19 protein-coding genes and 1 pseudogene are annotated in these 18,428 nt (G+C 67.7%); 10 read left to right on the forward strand and 10 right to left on the reverse strand.

Annotated elements, in window-relative coordinates; translation table 11 throughout:
* The 3 genes from ACFY7C_RS37040 to ACFY7C_RS37050 form a co-directional block, all read right to left on the reverse strand.
* Positions 1 to 503: hypothetical protein (locus ACFY7C_RS37040; protein ID WP_389660185.1), on the reverse strand; the 503-nt coding region annotated here is incomplete at its 3' end.
* Positions 504 to 962: 459 nt separating this feature from the next.
* Positions 963 to 1,586 carry a hypothetical protein gene (locus ACFY7C_RS37045; RefSeq protein ID WP_389660188.1) on the reverse strand — a complete coding sequence of 208 codons (624 nt, stop codon included), beginning with the start codon at positions 1,584 to 1,586 and terminating at the stop codon, positions 963 to 965.
* Positions 1,587 to 1,686: 100 nt separating this feature from the next.
* Positions 1,687 to 2,364: a Ku protein gene (locus tag ACFY7C_RS37050; RefSeq protein WP_389660191.1), complete on the reverse strand. Its 678-nt coding sequence runs from the start codon at positions 2,362 to 2,364 to the stop codon at positions 1,687 to 1,689.
* A gap of 173 nt (positions 2,365 to 2,537) precedes the next feature.
* Here ACFY7C_RS37050 and ACFY7C_RS37055 point away from each other — a divergent pair, with 173 nt between their 5' ends.
* The 3 genes from ACFY7C_RS37055 to ACFY7C_RS37065 all read left to right on the forward strand — a co-directional run bounded on the left by ACFY7C_RS37055 (position 2,538) and on the right by ACFY7C_RS37065 (position 4,781).
* On the forward strand, positions 2,538 to 2,762 hold the full coding sequence (locus ACFY7C_RS37055) for a hypothetical protein (RefSeq protein WP_389660194.1): 225 nt from the start codon (positions 2,538 to 2,540) through the stop codon (positions 2,760 to 2,762).
* A gap of 458 nt (positions 2,763 to 3,220) precedes the next feature.
* Positions 3,221 to 4,360: a hypothetical protein gene (locus ACFY7C_RS37060; RefSeq protein WP_389660197.1), complete on the forward strand. Its 1,140-nt coding sequence runs from the start codon at positions 3,221 to 3,223 to the stop codon at positions 4,358 to 4,360.
* 181 nt (positions 4,361 to 4,541) lie between these two features.
* The gene (locus ACFY7C_RS37065; protein WP_389660200.1) at positions 4,542 to 4,781 is read left to right on the forward strand and encodes a hypothetical protein; all 240 of its coding nucleotides are present in this window, start codon (positions 4,542 to 4,544) and stop codon (positions 4,779 to 4,781) included.
* A gap of 164 nt (positions 4,782 to 4,945) precedes the next feature.
* Here ACFY7C_RS37065 and ACFY7C_RS37070 read toward each other — a convergent pair whose 3' ends face one another.
* From ACFY7C_RS37070 to ACFY7C_RS37080, 3 genes are all read right to left on the reverse strand, one after another.
* Complete coding sequence (locus ACFY7C_RS37070; RefSeq protein ID WP_389660203.1) at positions 4,946 to 5,575, reverse strand: hypothetical protein; 630 nt, start codon at positions 5,573 to 5,575, stop codon at positions 4,946 to 4,948.
* 556 nt (positions 5,576 to 6,131) lie between these two features.
* Entirely contained in the window at positions 6,132 to 6,959 is an 828-nt protein-coding gene (locus ACFY7C_RS37075; RefSeq protein ID WP_389660206.1) for an ArsR/SmtB family transcription factor, read from the reverse strand.
* 320 nt (positions 6,960 to 7,279) lie between these two features.
* Positions 7,280 to 10,039: a hypothetical protein gene (locus ACFY7C_RS37080; protein WP_389660209.1), complete on the reverse strand. Its 2,760-nt coding sequence runs from the start codon at positions 10,037 to 10,039 to the stop codon at positions 7,280 to 7,282.
* A gap of 553 nt (positions 10,040 to 10,592) precedes the next feature.
* Between ACFY7C_RS37080 and ACFY7C_RS37085 the strand changes: the two genes are divergently transcribed.
* The gene (locus ACFY7C_RS37085) at positions 10,593 to 11,171 is read left to right on the forward strand and encodes a TetR/AcrR family transcriptional regulator (protein WP_389660212.1); all 579 of its coding nucleotides are present in this window, start codon (positions 10,593 to 10,595) and stop codon (positions 11,169 to 11,171) included.
* Between the two features lie 304 nt (positions 11,172 to 11,475).
* Here the strand turns inward: ACFY7C_RS37085 and ACFY7C_RS37090 are convergent, their stop codons facing one another.
* Positions 11,476 to 12,477, reverse strand: a complete 1,002-nt coding sequence (locus ACFY7C_RS37090) for a hypothetical protein (protein WP_389660215.1) — start codon at positions 12,475 to 12,477, stop codon at positions 11,476 to 11,478.
* Positions 12,478 to 13,071: 594 nt separating this feature from the next.
* Positions 13,072 to 13,821, reverse strand: coding sequence for a ZIP family metal transporter (locus ACFY7C_RS37095; RefSeq protein ID WP_389660218.1), 750 nt, complete (start codon positions 13,819 to 13,821; stop codon positions 13,072 to 13,074).
* Positions 13,822 to 14,060: 239 nt separating this feature from the next.
* Between ACFY7C_RS37095 and mscL the strand changes: the two genes are divergently transcribed.
* The 5 genes and pseudogenes from mscL to ACFY7C_RS37120 all read left to right on the forward strand — a co-directional run.
* The gene (gene mscL / locus ACFY7C_RS37100) at positions 14,061 to 14,504 is read left to right on the forward strand and encodes a large conductance mechanosensitive channel protein MscL (RefSeq protein WP_389660220.1); all 444 of its coding nucleotides are present in this window, start codon (positions 14,061 to 14,063) and stop codon (positions 14,502 to 14,504) included.
* A gap of 273 nt (positions 14,505 to 14,777) precedes the next feature.
* Entirely contained in the window at positions 14,778 to 15,449 is a 672-nt protein-coding gene (locus ACFY7C_RS37105) for an HNH endonuclease family protein (RefSeq protein ID WP_389660223.1), read from the forward strand.
* Positions 15,450 to 15,481: 32 nt separating this feature from the next.
* Positions 15,482 to 15,832, forward strand: coding sequence for a hypothetical protein (locus ACFY7C_RS37110; RefSeq protein WP_389660226.1), 351 nt, complete (start codon positions 15,482 to 15,484; stop codon positions 15,830 to 15,832).
* A 152-nt stretch (positions 15,833 to 15,984) separates the two neighbouring features.
* A complete protein-coding gene (locus ACFY7C_RS37115; RefSeq protein ID WP_389660229.1) occupies positions 15,985 to 16,554 on the forward strand; it encodes an SMI1/KNR4 family protein in 570 nt (189 codons plus the stop codon).
* Between the two features lie 125 nt (positions 16,555 to 16,679).
* A pseudogene (locus ACFY7C_RS37120) lies at positions 16,680 to 16,895 on the forward strand (transposase); the annotation flags it as partial.
* 36 nt (positions 16,896 to 16,931) lie between these two features.
* Here ACFY7C_RS37120 and ACFY7C_RS37125 read toward each other — a convergent pair.
* Both ACFY7C_RS37125 and ACFY7C_RS37130 read right to left on the reverse strand, forming a co-directional pair.
* A complete protein-coding gene (locus ACFY7C_RS37125; protein WP_389660232.1) occupies positions 16,932 to 17,429 on the reverse strand; it encodes a hypothetical protein in 498 nt (165 codons plus the stop codon).
* Positions 17,430 to 17,613: 184 nt separating this feature from the next.
* On the reverse strand, positions 17,614 to 17,778 hold the full coding sequence (locus tag ACFY7C_RS37130; RefSeq protein ID WP_389660235.1) for a hypothetical protein: 165 nt from the start codon (positions 17,776 to 17,778) through the stop codon (positions 17,614 to 17,616).
* A gap of 114 nt (positions 17,779 to 17,892) precedes the next feature.
* Here ACFY7C_RS37130 and ACFY7C_RS37135 point away from each other — a divergent pair, with 114 nt between their 5' ends.
* On the forward strand, positions 17,893 to 18,420 hold the full coding sequence (locus ACFY7C_RS37135) for a GNAT family N-acetyltransferase (protein WP_389660238.1): 528 nt from the start codon (positions 17,893 to 17,895) through the stop codon (positions 18,418 to 18,420).
* Positions 18,421 to 18,428 lie beyond the last annotated feature (8 nt).

Here is an 18,428-nt window from a genome sequence, read left to right on the forward strand (position 1 = left end):
GCCCATGCCAGGTGGTGGGACGCGACATGCAGCCCTTGGCGCAGACGGCCGCGCAGAACGCCCACGCGCATTCGGCCCTCCACGACCCGCAGCCCACGGTCGGACGGGACCAGGAGACACCGGTTGATCAGGAGCGGCGGGCGCAGCCACGTCCCGTGCTCCTCCCACTGGCGGCCGACCTCTGGCGGCCGGACCGTGACCCAGTGGACCGGATTCTCGGCGAGCTCCTCGATGCAGCCGGCATCGGACGCCCCGGTCGGCATCTCGTGGAAGTCCGCAGCCGGGACCGTCTCGAGCCGCCACCCGATCGCGCGCAGGTCGATCCTGCCGTAGTCGTTCACGAAGGCCGGGTTGTCGCCGAAGTCGTAGAGGAACTGTTCGAGCACGTCGTCCGGCCACTGCAGTGGGGCCACCAGCGGATCGGCGCGGAAGTAGTCGTAGTCGTAGCTGAGACCGCCGGCTTGGCGGCGAGCCATCAGCGGGCCGAGATCTTTCAGCTTCATGCCGCCAGGTGTACCGCAGATTCCCGGAAGTGGTCCCCCTGCTCCGGGTCAGTCGCCCGCCGGTAACGCCCCTGGCGGTGGGGCGCAGCGTCGTTGGACGGTGCCTCCCCCGAGCCGGGCCCGGGGGATGTCATGGCTGATCCCCCCGGGGCCCGTGGTGCGTTGCCGTAATGCCCACCGCCCGACTGGGCACGGGGTGCTGGTGAAGTAGGGGCGGACAGCCTGCTCCAGGTGCCGGATCCGGCTTTCGCGCTGCGTAGCCGTCCGTCCGTGAACATGAACGCCGCAGGCATGCCCGGCCCTCCCAGCCAGTCGCCGAGTGCAGGCGCGACCGGAACCGAAAAAGGGGCACCGCCAGGCCCGGGGCCGCCTTCTACTTGGCCGCGTCGACCTCGGCGGGGACGGTCGACCGTCCGGGGCGCGCATCGTCTGGTCGACGTACGCCGGTGAGCGTGCTCTCTACTTCCCCTTCGTCGCCACGTCGAACAGCGGGTTGCCGTTGCGATCGGTGAAGTGCAGTGTTCCGGGCTGGGTGGCCGGAATGACGAGGACCGACGTGCCGAGCACAAACTCGCCAGGCATCGGGTTGACCTGGTTGTGGAAGGCGGGGTACGGGACCGCGGTGCCGGGCTCGTGGTCCGTGAAGACGGCGTTGCCAGCGTTCACCGCGTACCCGTCCTCACCTGTCCAGCGGGCCTGGTCGAGCACGTAGGTGTCGAACTTGTCTTCACCTGTGTTCTTGACCTTGAAGGTCAGGACGGCGAACTCCTCGTCGGGTGCGATCTTGGTCGTGACACCGGTCTTGCTGGGCAGGGTCTTGGCCTCGGTCACCGAGACGAGCGTGACATCGGCCGATCCGGCGGGGATCGGAGTCGCCAGCTGGATGGGGGTGGTCTTGATGCTCAGGGTCTGGCCAGCGGAGAGGACTGGGGCCTTCTGGGTCTGCTGTTGTGTCTGTCCCTGCTGCCAGCTGCTCGTGGGTGGCAGAGCGTCGTTGCCGGAGCTGCCGCAGGCGACCGCCCCGGTGATGAGAACCAGGGCGCTAGCCGACATCAGTGCCTGGCGTGAACGGGTGGTGGTCATGATCACTCCTTGATGTCAGACGGTCGTCACTCTCCGCAGGGAGACGACCCTGCACGTGTTGCCGGGAAAGGCTCGGGGCGAATAGTCCGATCGGTCGTCATCAGCGCTTCTCACGGGTCTGTGCGGCGGTTCGTACGCTCTCCTCAAGTGCGGCCATCAGGTCGACCACGGGGGTCACTTCGGCCGGTTCGGCGGGGTGGCCGCCGCTGACCTTCGTGGCGACGAGCTGCTCCAGGGCGTGTGCATATTCGTCGTGGACCGCGCTGACATCGATGCCGGTCAACTCGCGGATCAGCGTTTCGGCGAGCTCCAGTTCTCGGTCGATGATCGGGGTGGTTAGTGCGAGGTCTCCGGGGTGTCGCAGTTCCTCCTCCCACCGGGAGAGTCTGGAGGACGAGCAAGCCGTGCCGGGGCCGCAGCAGCGCCAGGCGCCCGCGACTACGTAGAGCGGCCTTCGCCACGGCAGGGCGTATGGCCGGTCGGCACCTGGTCCGCCGGGGCCCGCGTAGTACGGCCGTCCGTAGGCGATCGGGTCGATGTCCTGGCCCGGGACGAAGCCGAGCACCTCGACGGTCTTGCGTGTGAGCAGAGGCAGGTGCGCCAGGTCCTCCTCTGTGAGCGGCACCATGCGGCCCCCGGGCAGGGCGTAGCCGCGCCCGACCTCCTCGTACGGGATCTCCCGGTCCTCCGCCTTGCAGAAACGCCTGTGCTCGACCCGGCTGCCCGTCGGCGACGTGGATCTCGTGCAGGCGCACAGAGTGCTCCTGCGTGGCCGCATACAGCCGAATCGGGAGCGCGACCAGCCCGAACTGGATCATGCCGGACCACATGGCCCTCATACCCCCAGTCTTTCACCAGCCGGGCGCGCGTCATCGCCGGTGACGACATGTCCTGGGGTGGAGGGCACCGTTTCAGTCCGGACACCGTAGGCGTCCCGGCTATCGTCACGCCATGGACACCGAGCAGGTCCCGTACGGCACGTGGAGCGACGACGAGGGCGCAGCCCCGATCGACCAGGACGAAGAGTCCCTCGCGGGCTTGGTCCTCCGCGAGATCACCGCGTACCTCCAACAGGCCGGGATCGTCGACCAGCAGGACCTGCCGGTGTACCAGCCGGACTTGAACAGGTTGGCCTGGTCGATCGCCCAGCAGGTCGAAAGCCACTTCGGGATGTGACACGAGCAGGAACCTCACGCCGTCACAGGCCCGCCCACATTCACCTGCACGGAGGTTGGGTTGATCATTTTTGATACGAACGCGGTGAATCTTCTTCCGCTGGAGGGCCCTCGGGCTGACTTCATCCGGAAGCTGCGCCGATCGGGGCACCACCGGGTGGCCGTTCCCTGGGTGGTCCTGGAGGAGATGTCGGCACACCAGGCTCACTTCTACCCGGACAGGCACGGGTCGGTACTGAAGGCGCTGGAGAAGCTGCAGGACGTTCTTCCCTGGAAGGTGGAGAGCGCGCTCGAGCTGCTGGATGTAGAACGGCTCCTCGAACACTGGCGGGCCGCCTACGGCGAGATCTTCGAGGTGATCGAGACCAGTGGAGACGTCGCGCGGAGGGCGCTCGCCCGTGAAGCGATGCATCTTCCGCCAGCGAAGCGGTCCAAGGACCATTCTGAGGGCCCCGCGACGTGGCGATCTGGTTCTCCGTGCTCGAGTTCCTCAAGGCGAATCCGGACGAGCACGCCTACTTCGTCACGAACAACAGCACGGACTTCGGCGACGGAACGTCCTTCCCATACCCGATGAACGAGGACGTGCGCGGTCTCGAACACCGGCTCACTGTAATGAAGGACTTCGACGAGGTCGTCTCCCGGTTCAGCACGGAAGTGTCCGGGAAGGACGCGGAGGCCGCTGCGGCCGAGCTGCTGCGGTCGCTGTCCGTCCGGGGCCGGGTGGCCCAGACGGCGCTGGAGATTCTCAGCTCGCCGACCGGATTCATCGGCCTGGAAGCCGGCGACACCACGGTGGAGTGGAGCGAATGGCTCGCTCAGCCCGAGGTCGAGCTGCTCAGCGTCACGGACGTCACGGGCCACGAGATCGAGGGCAACGTCTGGTACACGGCGAATGCGACCTGGCTGCTGTACGGGCTCGCGGGCAATGGAGCCGGGGTCGGCGCCCGGTACGTCGCCTGCGTGTGGGACATGAAGGTCCTGTTCTCGGCGCAGGACGAAGACGAGTCACCTACTGTCCTCAGGACGAGCGAGCCGTCAGCCCCGGACACGTCGGACACGTCGATCACGGAGGTCTTGAAGCGCCTCAAGGAGCGGGTGGCCAGCTTCTCCCGAAGGGCCGTCCGGAATCTGCAAGGTACGGGCCAGGCAGAGCGTCTGCTTCAACAGCAGGTGTCGGAGACGCTCTCGAAGCTCGACACCGCCAGCGCCCCGGCGCGGCGGCTCGCGGAGCAGGTCGCCTCTCTCCAGCCCGACTTGGCGAAAATCAGCAAGCTGGTGGCCGCGAGCCGGGTCGATCCATTTGCCTCGGTCAGACGAACTCTTGACGAGTACACCGCCTTCCAGAGGGACATGCTCAACAGCTCGGTCCGCAAGATCGCGCAGGAGTTCGCCGCGAACCAGCCGAAGCTCGATATCGCCACGCTGCTGCCGCATACGAGCTTCGCTGACATCGCTGTGGCTTCGTTGGCGGCAGGCGCCGGGCACGACACTGCCGACAAGGACGAGGAGGAGGCCGAGCAGCTGTCGTTCACAGACGCCGAAGATGAAAAAACCGATACCTCTCCTGAAAGTCAGGACGACGGGCCCGAGACCTGATAGCCGCGGCACCGCCGACCCGGTGCGGGGGCGGCCCCGGCCGTACTGCGTCCCGTCACGGGGACCGGGGCCTGTCCCGCGCGCTCCATTCCGGCACGGGCCGGGAGCGAGCCTAGCCCGTCCAGGTGAGCTAGGGGCGCGACTCCGGTACGCGGGTGCGCAGCCCCTCTAGCCTGCGGCTATGGACAGCACCCCGATGCCCGAGCCGCTGCGGCAGGCGGTTCACCAGCTCGTCGGCGAGGCGGTCAGCAACTGCCAGGAGGTTCTGCAGTACACCGAGCCCGGCTTCGCGCACGATTGGAAGCGGATGACGCTGATCGCGCCACGGATGCCTCCGACACGATGGCATGGCGTCCATGCTGATCGCCGCGTACCGCAGCGGGTCGAGGAACTGTCGGCCCTCGACATGTGCTGGTCGTAGAGGACGGCTGCGCGTCGACCTCAAGGCCAGCAAGCCGGCACTCGCAGGTATGACGCGTGTCAAGCCACGGTGCGCCGCTCGAAGGGATGCACGGCGGCTTGACTTCGCGCAGCCCCGCAAAGGGATCAGCCGAATGACCTACTTTGACGCAGGACTGACAGGACCTATCGACTGAACTCATCGCATAGGGTCAGCACTTCCCCTTCGCGCGCGCCCAAGTCTCTTCCACTGGAAGCAAGAATTGACCTGTGACACTCGCGCTCAATTTCGATGTTCCTGGTCCCGAAATATTCGAGTCCATATCTGGCGAGATCATTATCTACCGTCCGAATATATTCCCGCCGAGAGGCTTCACCCGAAATCGGCAAACTAGCTTCCACAGCCACGTCGATGGAGTTCGACAGCTGTCGGGCTCGATTAATCATTTCGAGAATGAGGTCCTCACCCATACCCCCTAGGGCGCCTTCCAAGACAATCCAAGAAGACATCACCTCCAGCAGGAAAATCTCGTCGTCATCGGGGTCGAAATCGACTTTTCCAGCGAACACCGGAGCCCTCACGAGGTCCGCGACGGCGTGGTGAAGGCTTTCACTCGGTTCACCGTCAAGCCTGGCCCCGCCTGCATCAAGGACACCCTGCAGGACTTCCGGGGTAATCCCCCATTCCTGAGGGATCGGCAGTCCGAGCAGCGGCCCCCGAAGGCGCCTGAGAGCCAGATATGCCGCTTGGTGGCGTTGAGCTGAGGTCATGCCCTTGATTTCATTATCAAGGCGCTCGTCGTCGAACCAGTCCACCGACGGGTTATCCATTTATCTGTACCCCATCATTGCGAGCCAGTCGTTGTACGTTCCGTAGTTCTGCCAAAGGTAGGAGGACTGCCCTGGGACCTTTTCGTTTCCGCCGATCGTAACTGGGCCCACCTGGACTGCACCTACCTGAGGCAACCAGCCCGCGCATCCCTCATCTCGGCATCGTCTGGGGCCCGTTCGGCGTCCCCATCGACGAGGGCCTCGCCGCGGTCGCCCGCCTGGGCCGCTGTGTCCGGCGCCGGCCTGGCCGCACCGGTCGAAGCGAACCTCGACGGCTACCCCGTAGGCCGCCGGCTGAAGAACCACCGTGCGGCTGCCCGAAGGAAGACGGCGCCGCTCTCCCCCGAGCGCGCCGCTGCCCTCTCGGAGATCGACCCGGGCTGGTGCCCGGTCAGGTGGGTGACGCGGCGGACGGGGGTTTGGCCTGCGACGCCGGGGTGGAGTCGGTGGTGTTTGTACCAGTCGATTCAGTGAGTGAAGGCGGCCGGGGGCTCGCGACGACGCTGCCGGCTCGCTCGGCGTCCAAGGTGCGGGGTCGCTTCTACGGTCTCACCGGTGGGAAAGGCATCGCGAGGAGCTGCGCGAGCGCGGCTCCGCGTTCCGTCGGCAGGAGGCGGATTTCCCTGCCGTGACGCTCGCGGTGCAGGAGACCGGCCGCCGCGAGATGCTGGCAGTGGTATGTGGCGGTGCTGACACCGACTCGGAGGTGGCGGGCGAGATCGCTGACCGTCGGGGTGTGGGTGAGGTGGCGCAGGATCTCCGCCCGGACCTCGCCCAGAACGGCTCCCAGCGCGTCGGTCTCATCGAGGGGAACGTGGGGGTGCGTCTGGCCGCCTGTCAGGCGGCCGAGACCTGGGACCGGATATCCGATCCAGAGCGCGTCGCTCCGTTCGGCGCCGTACATGTGAGCGCGATGCCCGGAGGCCAGCGGCACCATCACGAGGGGCCGCCGGCCGAGGTTCGTGAGGTGGGTGGGGCAGGAGTGGGGAAGCCGTAGCGTTCCCTCCTCGTAGCGGAGACTGCTGCCGAGACCGGCCAGCAGACCGTCGAGGCCGCCGGTGACGACGGCGACGCCGATCCGCTCCGTCTCTCTGCCGATGAGGGCGTCCGCCTGTTTCCACAGGGGAGCGAAGGCTGTCCAGGCGGCGTCGACGAGCTGTCGGTACGCGGTGAGAAAGCCGGTCGGATCGTCCACAAGGCGCCGCCAGCCGGGCGGTATGGAGGTGGAGTGGAACGTCGCCACCTCGGCGGCCAGGAGGTCCGGGTCGGTCTCGGCCAGGTCCTTGACGAGCGTGGCCATGTTCGACGTACCGAGGTTCTCCACGAGCGCGACGCGATCGGGGATCCAGCAGTCGCGTGCGGCGAGCATCGGACCTGCGACGGTGGCCGCGCGGGTGGGGATCGCGCGGCAGACGGTCTCCCGCCAGAGGGGCGGTACCCCGTGACCGTGTCCCGCGAAGACATCCTTGAGGATGGAGAACAGTGTTGCCCCTGGGTGACGGCGCACGTGAACCGTCACCTGTTCCAGGGGCCCGAGCCGAACTATGCGAGCAGTCACCTTCCCACTTCCCCCCACCTCGCTGCGGTGGAAGGAGCTTAGGGGCAGACGGGCGAAGAGTCGGAGGCGGCGCGCGGCCGGGGTGGTGGCATCGGGCGCCCACCACCCCGGCTGGCGAACCGGCGGCTGGCTCACCCCACGGGAATGGCGTCGATCACGCGCTGGGGCACGGTCCAGACGGTGGTGCCGATCTCCGTCACCAGTTGCCTTCGATCGGCCGAGACCCTCCACACGTCCGGCGAACCTGGTGCCTTGATGAGGGTGCCGTCGGCGATCCGGGTCGTCATGCTGTCCCAGACGCGGGCCGGGATGACCTGCCGGGGCTTGGTGCCATAACCAGCGCCCTGCAGCTCCTCCATCGAGTGGAAAGCCACCCTCGCGCCGCCGACCACGGCAGCCTCACCGGTCGTACCACTCTTGACAATGCGGGTCCCGTCGGCAATCTGAGTGGTCATCGCATCCCACACGCGAGCCGGGATGACCTGCCGCGGCTTGGTGCCATAACCAGCACCCAGCAGCTCCTCCATCGAGTGGAAAGCCACCCTCGCGCCACCCACGACCGCAGCCTCACCGGTCGTACCACTCTTGACAATGCGGGTCCCGTCGGCAATCTGAGTGGTCATCGCATCCCACACGCGAGCCGGGATGACCTGCCGGGGTTTCGTTCCGTAGCCGGCGTCGTTGCGCTCGGACTCGGAGTGGAAGTCCACCCTCGCGCCACCCACCACGGCAGCCTCACCCGTCGAACCGCTCTTTGCAATCCTGGTGCCGTCCGTGATCAGGGTCGTCATGGCGTCCCACACACGAGCAGGCACCATCTGCAGCAGCTTTTCGCCGTAGCCGGCATCGTTCCGCTCCGTCTCGGAATGGAAGTCCACCCTGGCGCCACCCACCACCGCGGCCTCACCCGTCGAACCGCTCTTCCCGATGCGGGTGCCGTCGGCGATGCGGGTCGTCATGGCGTCCCAGACGCGGGCGGGGACGACCTGGCGGGGCTCGTCGCCGTAGCCGGCGTCGTTGCGCTCGGACTCGGAGTGGAAGTCCACCCTCGCGCCGCCGACGACGGCGGCTTCGCCGGTCGTGCCGCTCTTGGCGATACGCGTACCGTCCGCGATCAGGGGCGTCATGCCGTCCCACACACGAGCAGGGAGCTTCCAGAGGGGCTTGTCGCCGTAGCCGGCGTCGTTCCGCTCCGACTCGGAGTGGAAGTCCACCCTCGCGCTGCCGACCACCGCGGCCTCCGACGTCGCCCCGACCTTGCCGAGACGGGTGCCGTCCACGAACTGCGTCGGCAGAGCACTGAATGCCCGGGCCGGAACGGCCCGAACCTTGGACGGCCAGTCAGTGCCGAAGCCGGAGTCGATGACCTCTTGCGGGCTGGCGAAGTTGACGCGGCCACCGCCCATGATGGCAGCCACCGGAGTGGAGCCGAGCGAGCCCTGGATCAGGGTGCCGTCCTGCGGAATGGGCGGCAGGGAGTGGAAGTGTCGGGAAGGGATGCCCCTGACCTTGGAGGGCCAGTCGTGGCCATACCCCGCGTCGATGACTTCCTGGGGGCTGGCGAAGGGTACGGCTGCGCCACCGAGGATCATCGCCACGGGTGTGGAGACGCCACCCGAGGCGCCCTGAACGAGCGTGCCGTCGGCGGGGATGGTGCCCAGGCCGTTGTAACTGCCGGGCGAGATGGCGACCACACGACCGGCCCAGTCGCTGCCGTAGCCTGCGTCGATGACTTCCTGAGGGGTGGCGAACGGAATCAAGGCGCCGCCCACGGTGACCGATACTGGCAGATCGGTGGAACCTGCCTTGGCCTGCACCAGCTGGCCGTCCGCAGGCCGCTGATTCATGTGGTCGCGCGCGTCGACGGACCACGACGAGACCTTCACCGGCGTGCCACAGGTGACCGGCGCCTCGCAGCTTTCCTGCCACAGCGGAGCTCCGCCCACGAACAGGTACACCCGCCCTCGCTGGTCCACGGCTGTCGAGCCGTTGCGCGGGGTGCGGGGGCCGGCGTCGATGACTGCCTGCGTGGTCGGGCGTGGCGTGGAAGCGCAGATCCCGTCCTCGCACGTCGCCTGCCAAACCGGTGCACCGCCCACCATCTTGTAGACGCGGCCGGTGTCCGTGGTCGAGAGCAACGTGCCGTCGGCCAGCCCGCGCACGTCGGTCACGGGCTGAGGGCCGGTCGGCGGCGGGGGTGTCCCTCCGCCGGGCGGGACGCCGCCACCGCCCGGGCTACCGTGGTCCCACACCTTGTCGCACGTCGTGCCGTCCTCTCCATACCACCAGCAGAAGTGATCAGAGGAGGGGATGGTGGCCACTCGGGGAAGCGAGGTCTTCTCACTGTCACGGCACCAGAAACTGCCGAAAGGACCGTTCGTCACTTCGACGTAAGTTGTCGACCTGTAGACCATGTACAGGCTTTTCAGCCATACCTCGGCCTGCAGATGCCTGCCGGCGGGAACTGTCCATACCTGTTCGACGCTTTTGGTCTTCTCCTCGTAGACCTTATGTGTCCAGCCCGCTTCCAACGCAGCCTTCAGAACGCGTTCACCCTCCAGAGAAGCCTTGACGGACGTCTCGACCTCCGTGGAGAACTTCTCGCCTGCGAAGAGCTTCATCGTCTGCTGCACGTCAAGCATGTTCTTCACCGAAGTCTTCGCTACCAGCTTGACGTTGTACGATCGCGCCAGCGGTGTGATCTTCGGTGGCTTGTCGAAGTCTCCCGGCAGGCACGGATGCCACCATGAACTCGCCGCCTGGACGGTCCCCTCTGGCATGTCGGCAGCCCGCACCAGTGGGAGAGCCTGCGCTCCGCCGGCTGCGGAGCCCAGCAAGAGGACAGCAAGCAGCCACACCACTATTCCGGCCGCGCGTCTTCTGCGCGTCATCGTTCCTCCATTTCTCCGTACGAGGCCGCCAGGCGGACCTCTCTCCTGGAACCGAGCATCCCTGCCGTGCCGATTGCAGGTCCACAAGGCGAAGACGCCGACTGGTAAACGGCCTCATTGAGCAAGACTCTTGTCACGCCCATATGTGCTCGCGCCGCAGGCGGCCCCGCTTCCTGGGCACAAGGCGCCAACGGGCACTTCCTGACGGCGCTGCCATACTCACCGTCGTGGACTTGGCTGGGCAATCATTTCGAGAGTTCTCGAAATGATTCATGCCGTGTGCTGCGCGGCGGTGGCCGATGACGCGTGATTGCGGGGCAATCACTCCCGGCCTGCCGGACGGCCCGGGGGCGGCGGCGTACGGTCCCGGGATGGACGACTTCGAGTTGAGTGACGGGTCGAGCAGTCGGCCTCTGCCACCCACCGCCTACGAGGACCAGCGCCGGGCGACCAGGGTGGAGATCGCCCAGGTCTGGGAGACCTGGGACATCGACGTCGCCCCGCCGACCGAGGCAGAAGCCCGGGTGGCCCGCGAGCTCGCGCAGGATTCTCCGTGTCAGACCCGAAGACCGCAACGGCAGCGCGCCGCAAGCGCGACCCGCAGCGGCGGATCGAGGAGATCACCGCGGCCACGGAGCGGGTCATCGCCGAGCGCGGGATCGAGGGCCTGACCCACCGCGCGGTGGCAGAGGAAGCCGGAGTCCCGCTGGGGGCGACGACCTACCATTTCGCGACCAAGGACGACCTCATCGCCACCGCCCTCGAGCGTGCCGTCGACCGCTACGCCGCCTACCTCGACGACTGGGCCGGCCAGCGGCCGGACCTCACGCCAGAGCAACTCGTTGTCCTCCTCACCGACGCACTGCTGGGATGCTTCGGCCCCCAGCGCGACCAGCAGGTCATGGAGTTCGAGCTCTACCTCGCAGCCCTTCGCCGCCCCGCCCTGCGGCCCATCGCCGACCGCTCCATCGAGCTCAGCACCCAGACCCTCACCCGCTACACCGAGCCCCTCACCGCCGCCGTCGCCGCCGTCGCCATGAACGGCCTCACCCTGCGCGGCCTCGCCGGCACCCACACCCCCACACGCATCGACATCGAGAACATCCTGCGCCACATCGTCAGTCCCCGCTGACAGCACCGCTCCCCGCCCGGCCCGATCACCACTGCAGTCGGTGCCGAACAGAAAGCCGTTCACGTACACGTGGACCCGACAGGCCGTCAAGTCACGTGGCGGGCGCCCAGAGCGCGCGCGTCGTGGGGCTGAGTCCCCCTGGGAGGCCTCGCGGAATGCGCTCGGCGCAGGGGTTTGTCGTGCTCGACGACCTCAGTACCGACCGTATCCGCCGGTAGAGACTTCACCCGCCTGCTGGTCTCCGTCCTGGTCACACCGGCCTGGCCCCGACGGTTTCGCCAGGGCCAGGCCAACAGGGATGCCGTCAGATGCGGACGAAGCGGCAGTGTTCCGGCTCCAGCTCGAGTTCAATCGCCGGGACCGGACCCGAGACCCGACGCAGGGTGGCGGCGGAAGGGTAGGTGGTGGCCTCCCAGCTCCCCTGGGCGCCTGGCCGATCCAAAACGAGGACCCGGTCGCTGTATGCGGCCATGCCTGGCGGCAGATGCGTGGTGGTGACCGGGACGCCAGAGTCGTCCGCATCTTCGGTGACAACTTGAGAAGTGACCAGGACGGCCAGGCTGTACTCGCGGGCCAGGGCACGGAGCTCTGCCATGGTCGCGGCGGTGTCCTGCCCCACGTCGGTGAAGTCGCTGAAGTGCCAGAGGGAGTCGACGACCCACAGCCTTAGCGCGAAGCCCCTGCGGGCTGCGGCCAGCAGACCCGCTCGGAGGCTGTCGCGCGCGGGGGTACCCACTCGTGCGCCGTGCCGGACCAGAGGGGTGGCGTCGAGCTCGGGCACCGCGGTGGCTCTGAACGCCTCCCAGCCGCCGGGAGGCACCTGCGACCGTACGTCGAACCCGTATTTGGCAGCGATGACCTTCTGGCCCAGGGCCTTGCTGGTGATCTCCCCGGAGGAGAACAGTGCGCCGATGTTCTGCTCTGCGTTGTGCAGGGCGACGTTCAGCGCCAGAGTGGAGCGGCCGACCGTCGGCAGGGACACCAGACCCGTCACCGTCCCCGGGGCAAGGGATGCAAGCGCGGCAGCTTCCGCACCCCACGGCCAGGCACACCTCGGCGGCAAAGCGGGCTGTGACGTGGGCGGGAGGCTGCCGACAGAAGCTGCCTGGCCAGCTGACGTGATCGTGGCTTCACGGGTCAGAAAATCCACGGCTGCCGCTCGTCCTCGGGCGTCGAGGGGGGAGGGCAGGCGGCCGGCGGCCGCGGCTTGCCTGACACGGCGCAGTGCCTCCTGGTAGCCGCATCCCACTGCGGCGTTCAAATCCTTGGCGATGCGCTGCTGGTGCGTGGTGTTCCTGGTCGTCATGACAGCTCCTGCGCGCTGGCCGTGCCGTCCCACCCCGGCGTGCCAAGTGCGCGGGACGTCACGGAGGCGTCTGCGGGCACCGCTGTTCACGCCTTCCGAGCGGCCGCTCAGGTTCGCCTTCGGCCAGAGGTGGGTCTAGGCCGCGGTACGCACAGACGAAGCACGTGCCGCATAGCATAGCCAACTGCTCCAGACGGCCGAAAGGACCGGTTCACGCCGCCAGGAGAGCCGCCTTCCGGAACGGCGACCGGCGCGGGTGGTTCGCCAAGACTCGCACCCAGACGCGCGCGTGCCGGCTGGATGCCGAACACGCACAGTTCACCGCTGCTCTCGACTGGACCGCATGTGGTCCGGGTGGAAGTCAGGACCGTGCCGCTCGGGGGACGGCACGGTTCCCGACGGGAAGGGCCGCGGCCGGTCCGGCCCTGTCAGCAGGGTTGATGCGGCTGCCCTTCATATCTACATCCTGGGCACGGTCCGCTCGAGCGGCGTCAGAAGCGTATGTGACCTCACGCGTCAGCCGTGTGCGCGTGGCACGAGGGTGCTGGGGAGCCCGAGGCCGGAGCGGCGCCCTGCCCACCACGCCCCCGCTTCTCACAGTTGAGCCAGGGCGAACGCCGACAAGAAGCCGACCACCGTGACCAGCCCCGTCAACAGGTGCACCCTGCTGTACGCCTCGGGGATCATCGTGTCGGCGATCATCGCCAGGATCGCCCCGCCCGCCACCGCGGTGATCGTCGCCATCACCGTCTCGGACACCCCGCCCAGCAACGCGTACCCGGCGAGCGCAGCGAGGCCGCTGATCACGGCGATGGTCCCCCACAGCCCGAACACGTACCTGCGGCTACGCCCGGCGCCGCGCATACCGGCGGCACTCGCCAGGCCCTCGGGCAGGTTGCTGATGAACACCGCCCCCACCGTCGCCACCCCCAGCTGCCCGCCTCCCAGCAAACTGGTGCCGATGACGACGGACTCCGGGATTCCGTCCAGCAGTGCCCCCAACGCGATGGCGTTGCCCGACCCCGGGGCCTCGGCCTCGGACGGCTGCTGCTCGCCTGAGCGCTTACGGTGCTGCGCACCGCGGCGCGCCAGCAGTGCGTTGGCTCCCGAATACACGGCCGCACCACCGACCGCCCCCGCCACCACGGGCACCATGCCGGAGCGTTCGTACGCCTCAGCGATCAGCTCGAACGACACTGCGGACATCAACACACCGCTGCCAAAGGCCATGACCAGCGCGATCAGCCGGGGCGGGACCCGCACCAGCGAACCGAACGCCGCCCCCACCAGCAGAGCCGCACCCGCAAACAGCCCCCACCCGCCCGCAACCAACGCTCCACTCACAACCGCCCCTTCCCTTACCGCTGACAGATGCACCCCCTCCTACCCGCCACGTCAGAGAACACGAGCAACCGCCACGCTGCAGCCCCCTCGCAGTTGCAGTGCCAGTCGCACACCCCGAGTAGGCACTGCGCGTCCAGCAGGCATGGGTGAGGCGTGGCAGGGCATCTGGGACAAAGGCGGCGGGCGACTGTGCCTTCGGCGCCACCCGTAGACGTCAAAGGCCTGTAAGGGGTGAAAAGGTGAAGGGCTTCCGCAGCTTCATCCTGCGCGGCAACGTGGTCGTCTTGGCCGTCGGCATCGTCATCGGAGCGGCGTTCACCGCTGTCGTCAACGGCTTCGTCGGCGCCTTCCTGACACCCCTCGTCGGGCTGGCGACGGGCGCCACCGGCGACATGAGCCGCAAGACCTTCACCGTGGGCGCCACGCAGTTCCCCTACGGCGCCTTCATCAACGCCGCGATCAGTTTCCTTCTCCTCGCCAGTGCCCTGTACTTCCTCGTCGTACTGCCGATCAACAAGCTGCACGAACGCCTCGCCCCGCACCACGACGTCCAGGCCCCCAAGCGGGACTGCCCCGAGTGCCTGAGCCCCGCCCCCGCCCAGGCCCGGCGCTGCGCCTCCTGCACCGTCCCCCTTCCCGCGGTACCTGCACAGGCTGGAGAGACGACCCAACGGGCCGGATGACCGGCCTCCACTGATCGATCCGTGACAGCCGATGGATGCCTGCGCCCCTTGCCCAGGTGGGCAACGTGCGCCAGCTCTGCTGCTTTCGGGTGCGGGAGCGTTTCCGCTCCTCCTGCGGTCGGGGCTTTCGCGCGTCCGGAGGGGGCACCCGCCCGGCCGGCTTTCGGTTGATCGTTTCCCTGGTGAACCCATTCCCCCAGGAGACTGACTTCCCGCCCGATAGTGCCGAGTGCGGCGGCCGGGACCGCTATCCCTGCGGTCGTGATCTAGAACATGCTGCGCGGCGTTGCCGCGCTCTCCCTCGCCCTGACCCCGCTCACCGTCCCGCAGACCGCGCTCGCCGCTTCCGCTGTGCCGGCTGTTGCCGAGGTGCTGGCCCTCGCCGATGCGGTGCAGCAGATCCCGGTCGCCGACGAGTCCCGCGACGGCTACAGCCGGGAGAAGTTCCGGCATTGGAACACCGGTCTGGATCCGGCTGATGGCTGCAACACGCGCGCGGAGGTGTTGTTGACGGAGGCGATCGAGGCCCCGACGGTGAGTGCCGGCTGCAAGCTGACTGGCGGCCGTTGGATCTCGTACTACGACGGCCAAGAGATCACCGACCCCGGCAAGCTCGACATCGACCACATGGTCCCGCTCGCCGAAGCCTGGGACTCCGGAGCCTCCGCGTGGGACGCGAAGCGCCGGGAGGCCTACGCCAACGACCAGACCGCGGCCACCTCTCTGGTCGCGGTTTCGGCCCGTTCGAACCGCCAGAAGGCCGATCAGGACCCCCGGGAGTGGATGCCGCTGGCCTCGGAAGCGACCTGCCGCTACCTCGGCGAATGGGTCGGAACGAAGCTCCGCTGGGGCCTGGCGGCGGACCAGGGCGAGATCGACGCCCTCACCGTGTACGCGGACGGCCCGTGCGAGACGGCCGTCGTGCACTACACCCCCGCCCCCTAGCTGCACTCCTCCCTCTCGAAAGGCCCATGCACATGCTTTCCCACAAAACGCTTGTCTCCGCCCTGTCCGCGACCGTGCTCGCCGCCGGGCTCGCTCTGACCGCCGCCGGCCCCGCGAGCGCGGCATCCTGCCCCTCATCCGCCTCTCCGGTCATCCCCGGAGCCAAGGCCCACTGGACACTGCGCTGCTCCGGCACCACCCTCAAGGTCTACGGCTGGGTCGAGGACACCCGTGCAGACGGCGACTGCGCCTTCGTCCACGTGCACGCCGGCAACGGTGGCGCCGACAGCGCGGACGCGTGCGGCTGGGGAACGCGCACCAATTTCGACATGTCTTTCCCCCGCACGAACACGGCCGAGGCCCGGCTCCAGCTCGAGAACTGACACACCACCGGAGAAGCGAGCGCGGCCACGTGGGCGCAGGCCGTGCTCGCATCCGCCGGTCCCTCACGGCGGGACACTGTTCCGGTTCCACCCCACGGGGTGGAACCGGACCCAAAGACTCCCTCTCAGATGTCTGTGGCACGCTGCGACTCATGGATGACGAACTGATCAGCACGCAGACGCCGCAGCGCCGCATAACCGATCCGGAGGAAGCTCTCGCGCTGCTGGAGCGTGCTGTCCCTGGACTGACCGACCTGCGCCGGCCAGCGCCGGCCGTCATCGACTGGGCCCAGTTCGAGGAAAATCTGGGCACCCGGCTGCCCTCCGACTTCAAGCACCTGGCGGAGTGGTACCCGACCTTCGACATCGGGGGCTTCCTTCTCGTTCAGCTCCCCGAGCCGGGTGAAGAGGGCCAGGCCCTTCAGAGCATCCGTCACACCCTCGAAGTGCTTGCCGCCGCCTGGCTGGAACCCGCTCCCGGCTTGCTGGCCCACCCTGCACCTGGAGGACTGCTGCCCTGGGGCGAGTCCTGCGACAGTGACAAGTTCATGTGGAGCACCACAGGACCGACGCCACAGGACTGGGTCGTCACGGTCGCTTCCCGCGGCGGAGCCTGGTGGCACTACGGCGGCGGCGCAGTCCAATTCCTCGCCGAGTACTGCACCGGCATCCTGGAACCCTGGGGGTTGCCCACCATCGACCTGGAAATCCCCCCAAGCTGACCGACCCACGGAAGTCATCGGCAGGTGAGGCGCCGGAATGCGCTGCGCTGCGTCGTCCTCCTCCGTAGCCGAAAGCAGGTCGGCCGGCCTATCGAGCACCCTCCCGAGGAAGCCGCCGCGGCGACATGCTGCCGGACTGGATCCGGCAGGCCGAGCAGGATGCTCCCGCCCCGGTCCGCTCGTTCGCCGGCTTCTTGCGCCAGGACCTCGACGCCGTCACCGCCGGCCTCCCCCTCGAATGGAGCTCAGGCAAGGTCGAGGGCAACGTAAATCGGGTCAAAACGATCAAACGAACCATGTACGGCCGGGCCTTGTTCCGGCTCCTGAGGATTCGCATCCTCACCCGGACCGGAACGGGCTCGCCCTTTGACCAGCCGTCAGGGCTGGCCGCTGATCTGCCGAGAGAGCCCCTCGAAGAAGTCCTGAAGACCGGATGCAGCAAGGTCGAACTGATCGAGCCACGAGGCGGTGGTCGACCTCCAAATCCGCCCTGAGCCGGCCAGTGCGAACAGATGGCCGCCCCCGTCGCTGGCGAATACCAGGGCAGGCTCTTCCCCGTCGATCTGGACAGCCCCGTACTCACGGAAGTGGTCCGCGACCAGCGAGGCCGTATGGACGAAGTAGCCGTTCTCCACATCGGGCAAAGAGATCTTGTCGATTACCCAGTACATCGTGGTCAGATCCGAGGGAATCGGTGTCAGCTCCACGAGCGCGTTGGTGGCCTGATGGCTCTCCTCCGAAGCGAGCACGACCTCGTTGCTTCCCGGCTCGAAGCCAAACCGCGCCTGGAACGACGCCATCAGCTTCGCGAGCGCCGCCTCCGCCTGCTCGCACCAGCCGCGAAGCCACTCGGCATCAAGCCGATCGTCAGCCACGGTCAGTCCCTTTCGCTTCCGGACTCGCCCACGGGAGTCCGGAAGAACCTACAGGAGCGTTCACGCAGATCCGGTCAGAGCCGTTTCCAGGAGTCTCATCAGCGGTCCGCGACTGCACCCGCGCCTGGAGCGCGACCTACACCGACGGCGGCAAGGAGTACGACGAGTTCCCGTTCGCCACCACCTATGAAGGCTCCGCAGCCTCCGAGCTCGACGTGCATGTCGAGAAAGACAACTTCTCCGTCCTGCCCGTCCCCGGCGCGCAGGCGGCCAGGCTGTGGGCGAGGTCGTCGGGGATGCCGGGGCGGTACTGGCGGTAGTAGCCGGCGGTTCCGGTGAACAGGCTCATGACGAGCTTCCTTACTGATCGTTTCAGAATGAAGCGCTTGGCCAGAAGTGTCGGCTCCTGCGGCTCGCATAGGCTGGCCGGTCTCATCCGACGCACCGCGACGAGGATCAGCCCATGTACAACAGCACCAGGATCCGCCTGATCGAGTCCACCGACGCCGCCCCGATCGCCGCGCATCGTGTGCGGGACTTCGAGGCTTTCCGGTTGTGGGAACCGGCCCAGCCGGCCGACTTCTTCACCCCGGAGGGCCAGGCGGAGCGGATCGACAAGCTCCTGGCCGGATACCGGGCCGGCACGGTCTGGCCGGGCGTGGTACTCGCCGACGGCCAGGTGATCGGGCAGATAACCGTCGGAGGCATACTGCCGCAGCCGCACCTGCGCCGCGGTTCCGTCGGATACTGGATCTCCAGCGTCGCCCAGAATCAAGGGCACGCCGGCCGCGCCCTCGGGCTTGTACTCCAGGTGATGACGGACGAACTCGGGTTGCACCGCGCTGAGGCGTCCACAAATCTTGCGAATCTGCCGTCGCAACGGGTGCTGCGCCGCAACGGGTTCAGCCCCTACGGCGTCGCGCACTCCTCGATCTTCCTCGACGGGAGCTGGCAGGACGGGCTGCTGTGGGAGCGCATCCTGAGCGACTGACTGATCGT

The organism is Streptomyces sp. NPDC012769 (assembly GCF_042901205.1).
In the GTDB taxonomy this organism is placed as follows: Bacteria; Actinomycetota; Actinomycetes; order Streptomycetales; family Streptomycetaceae; genus Streptomyces.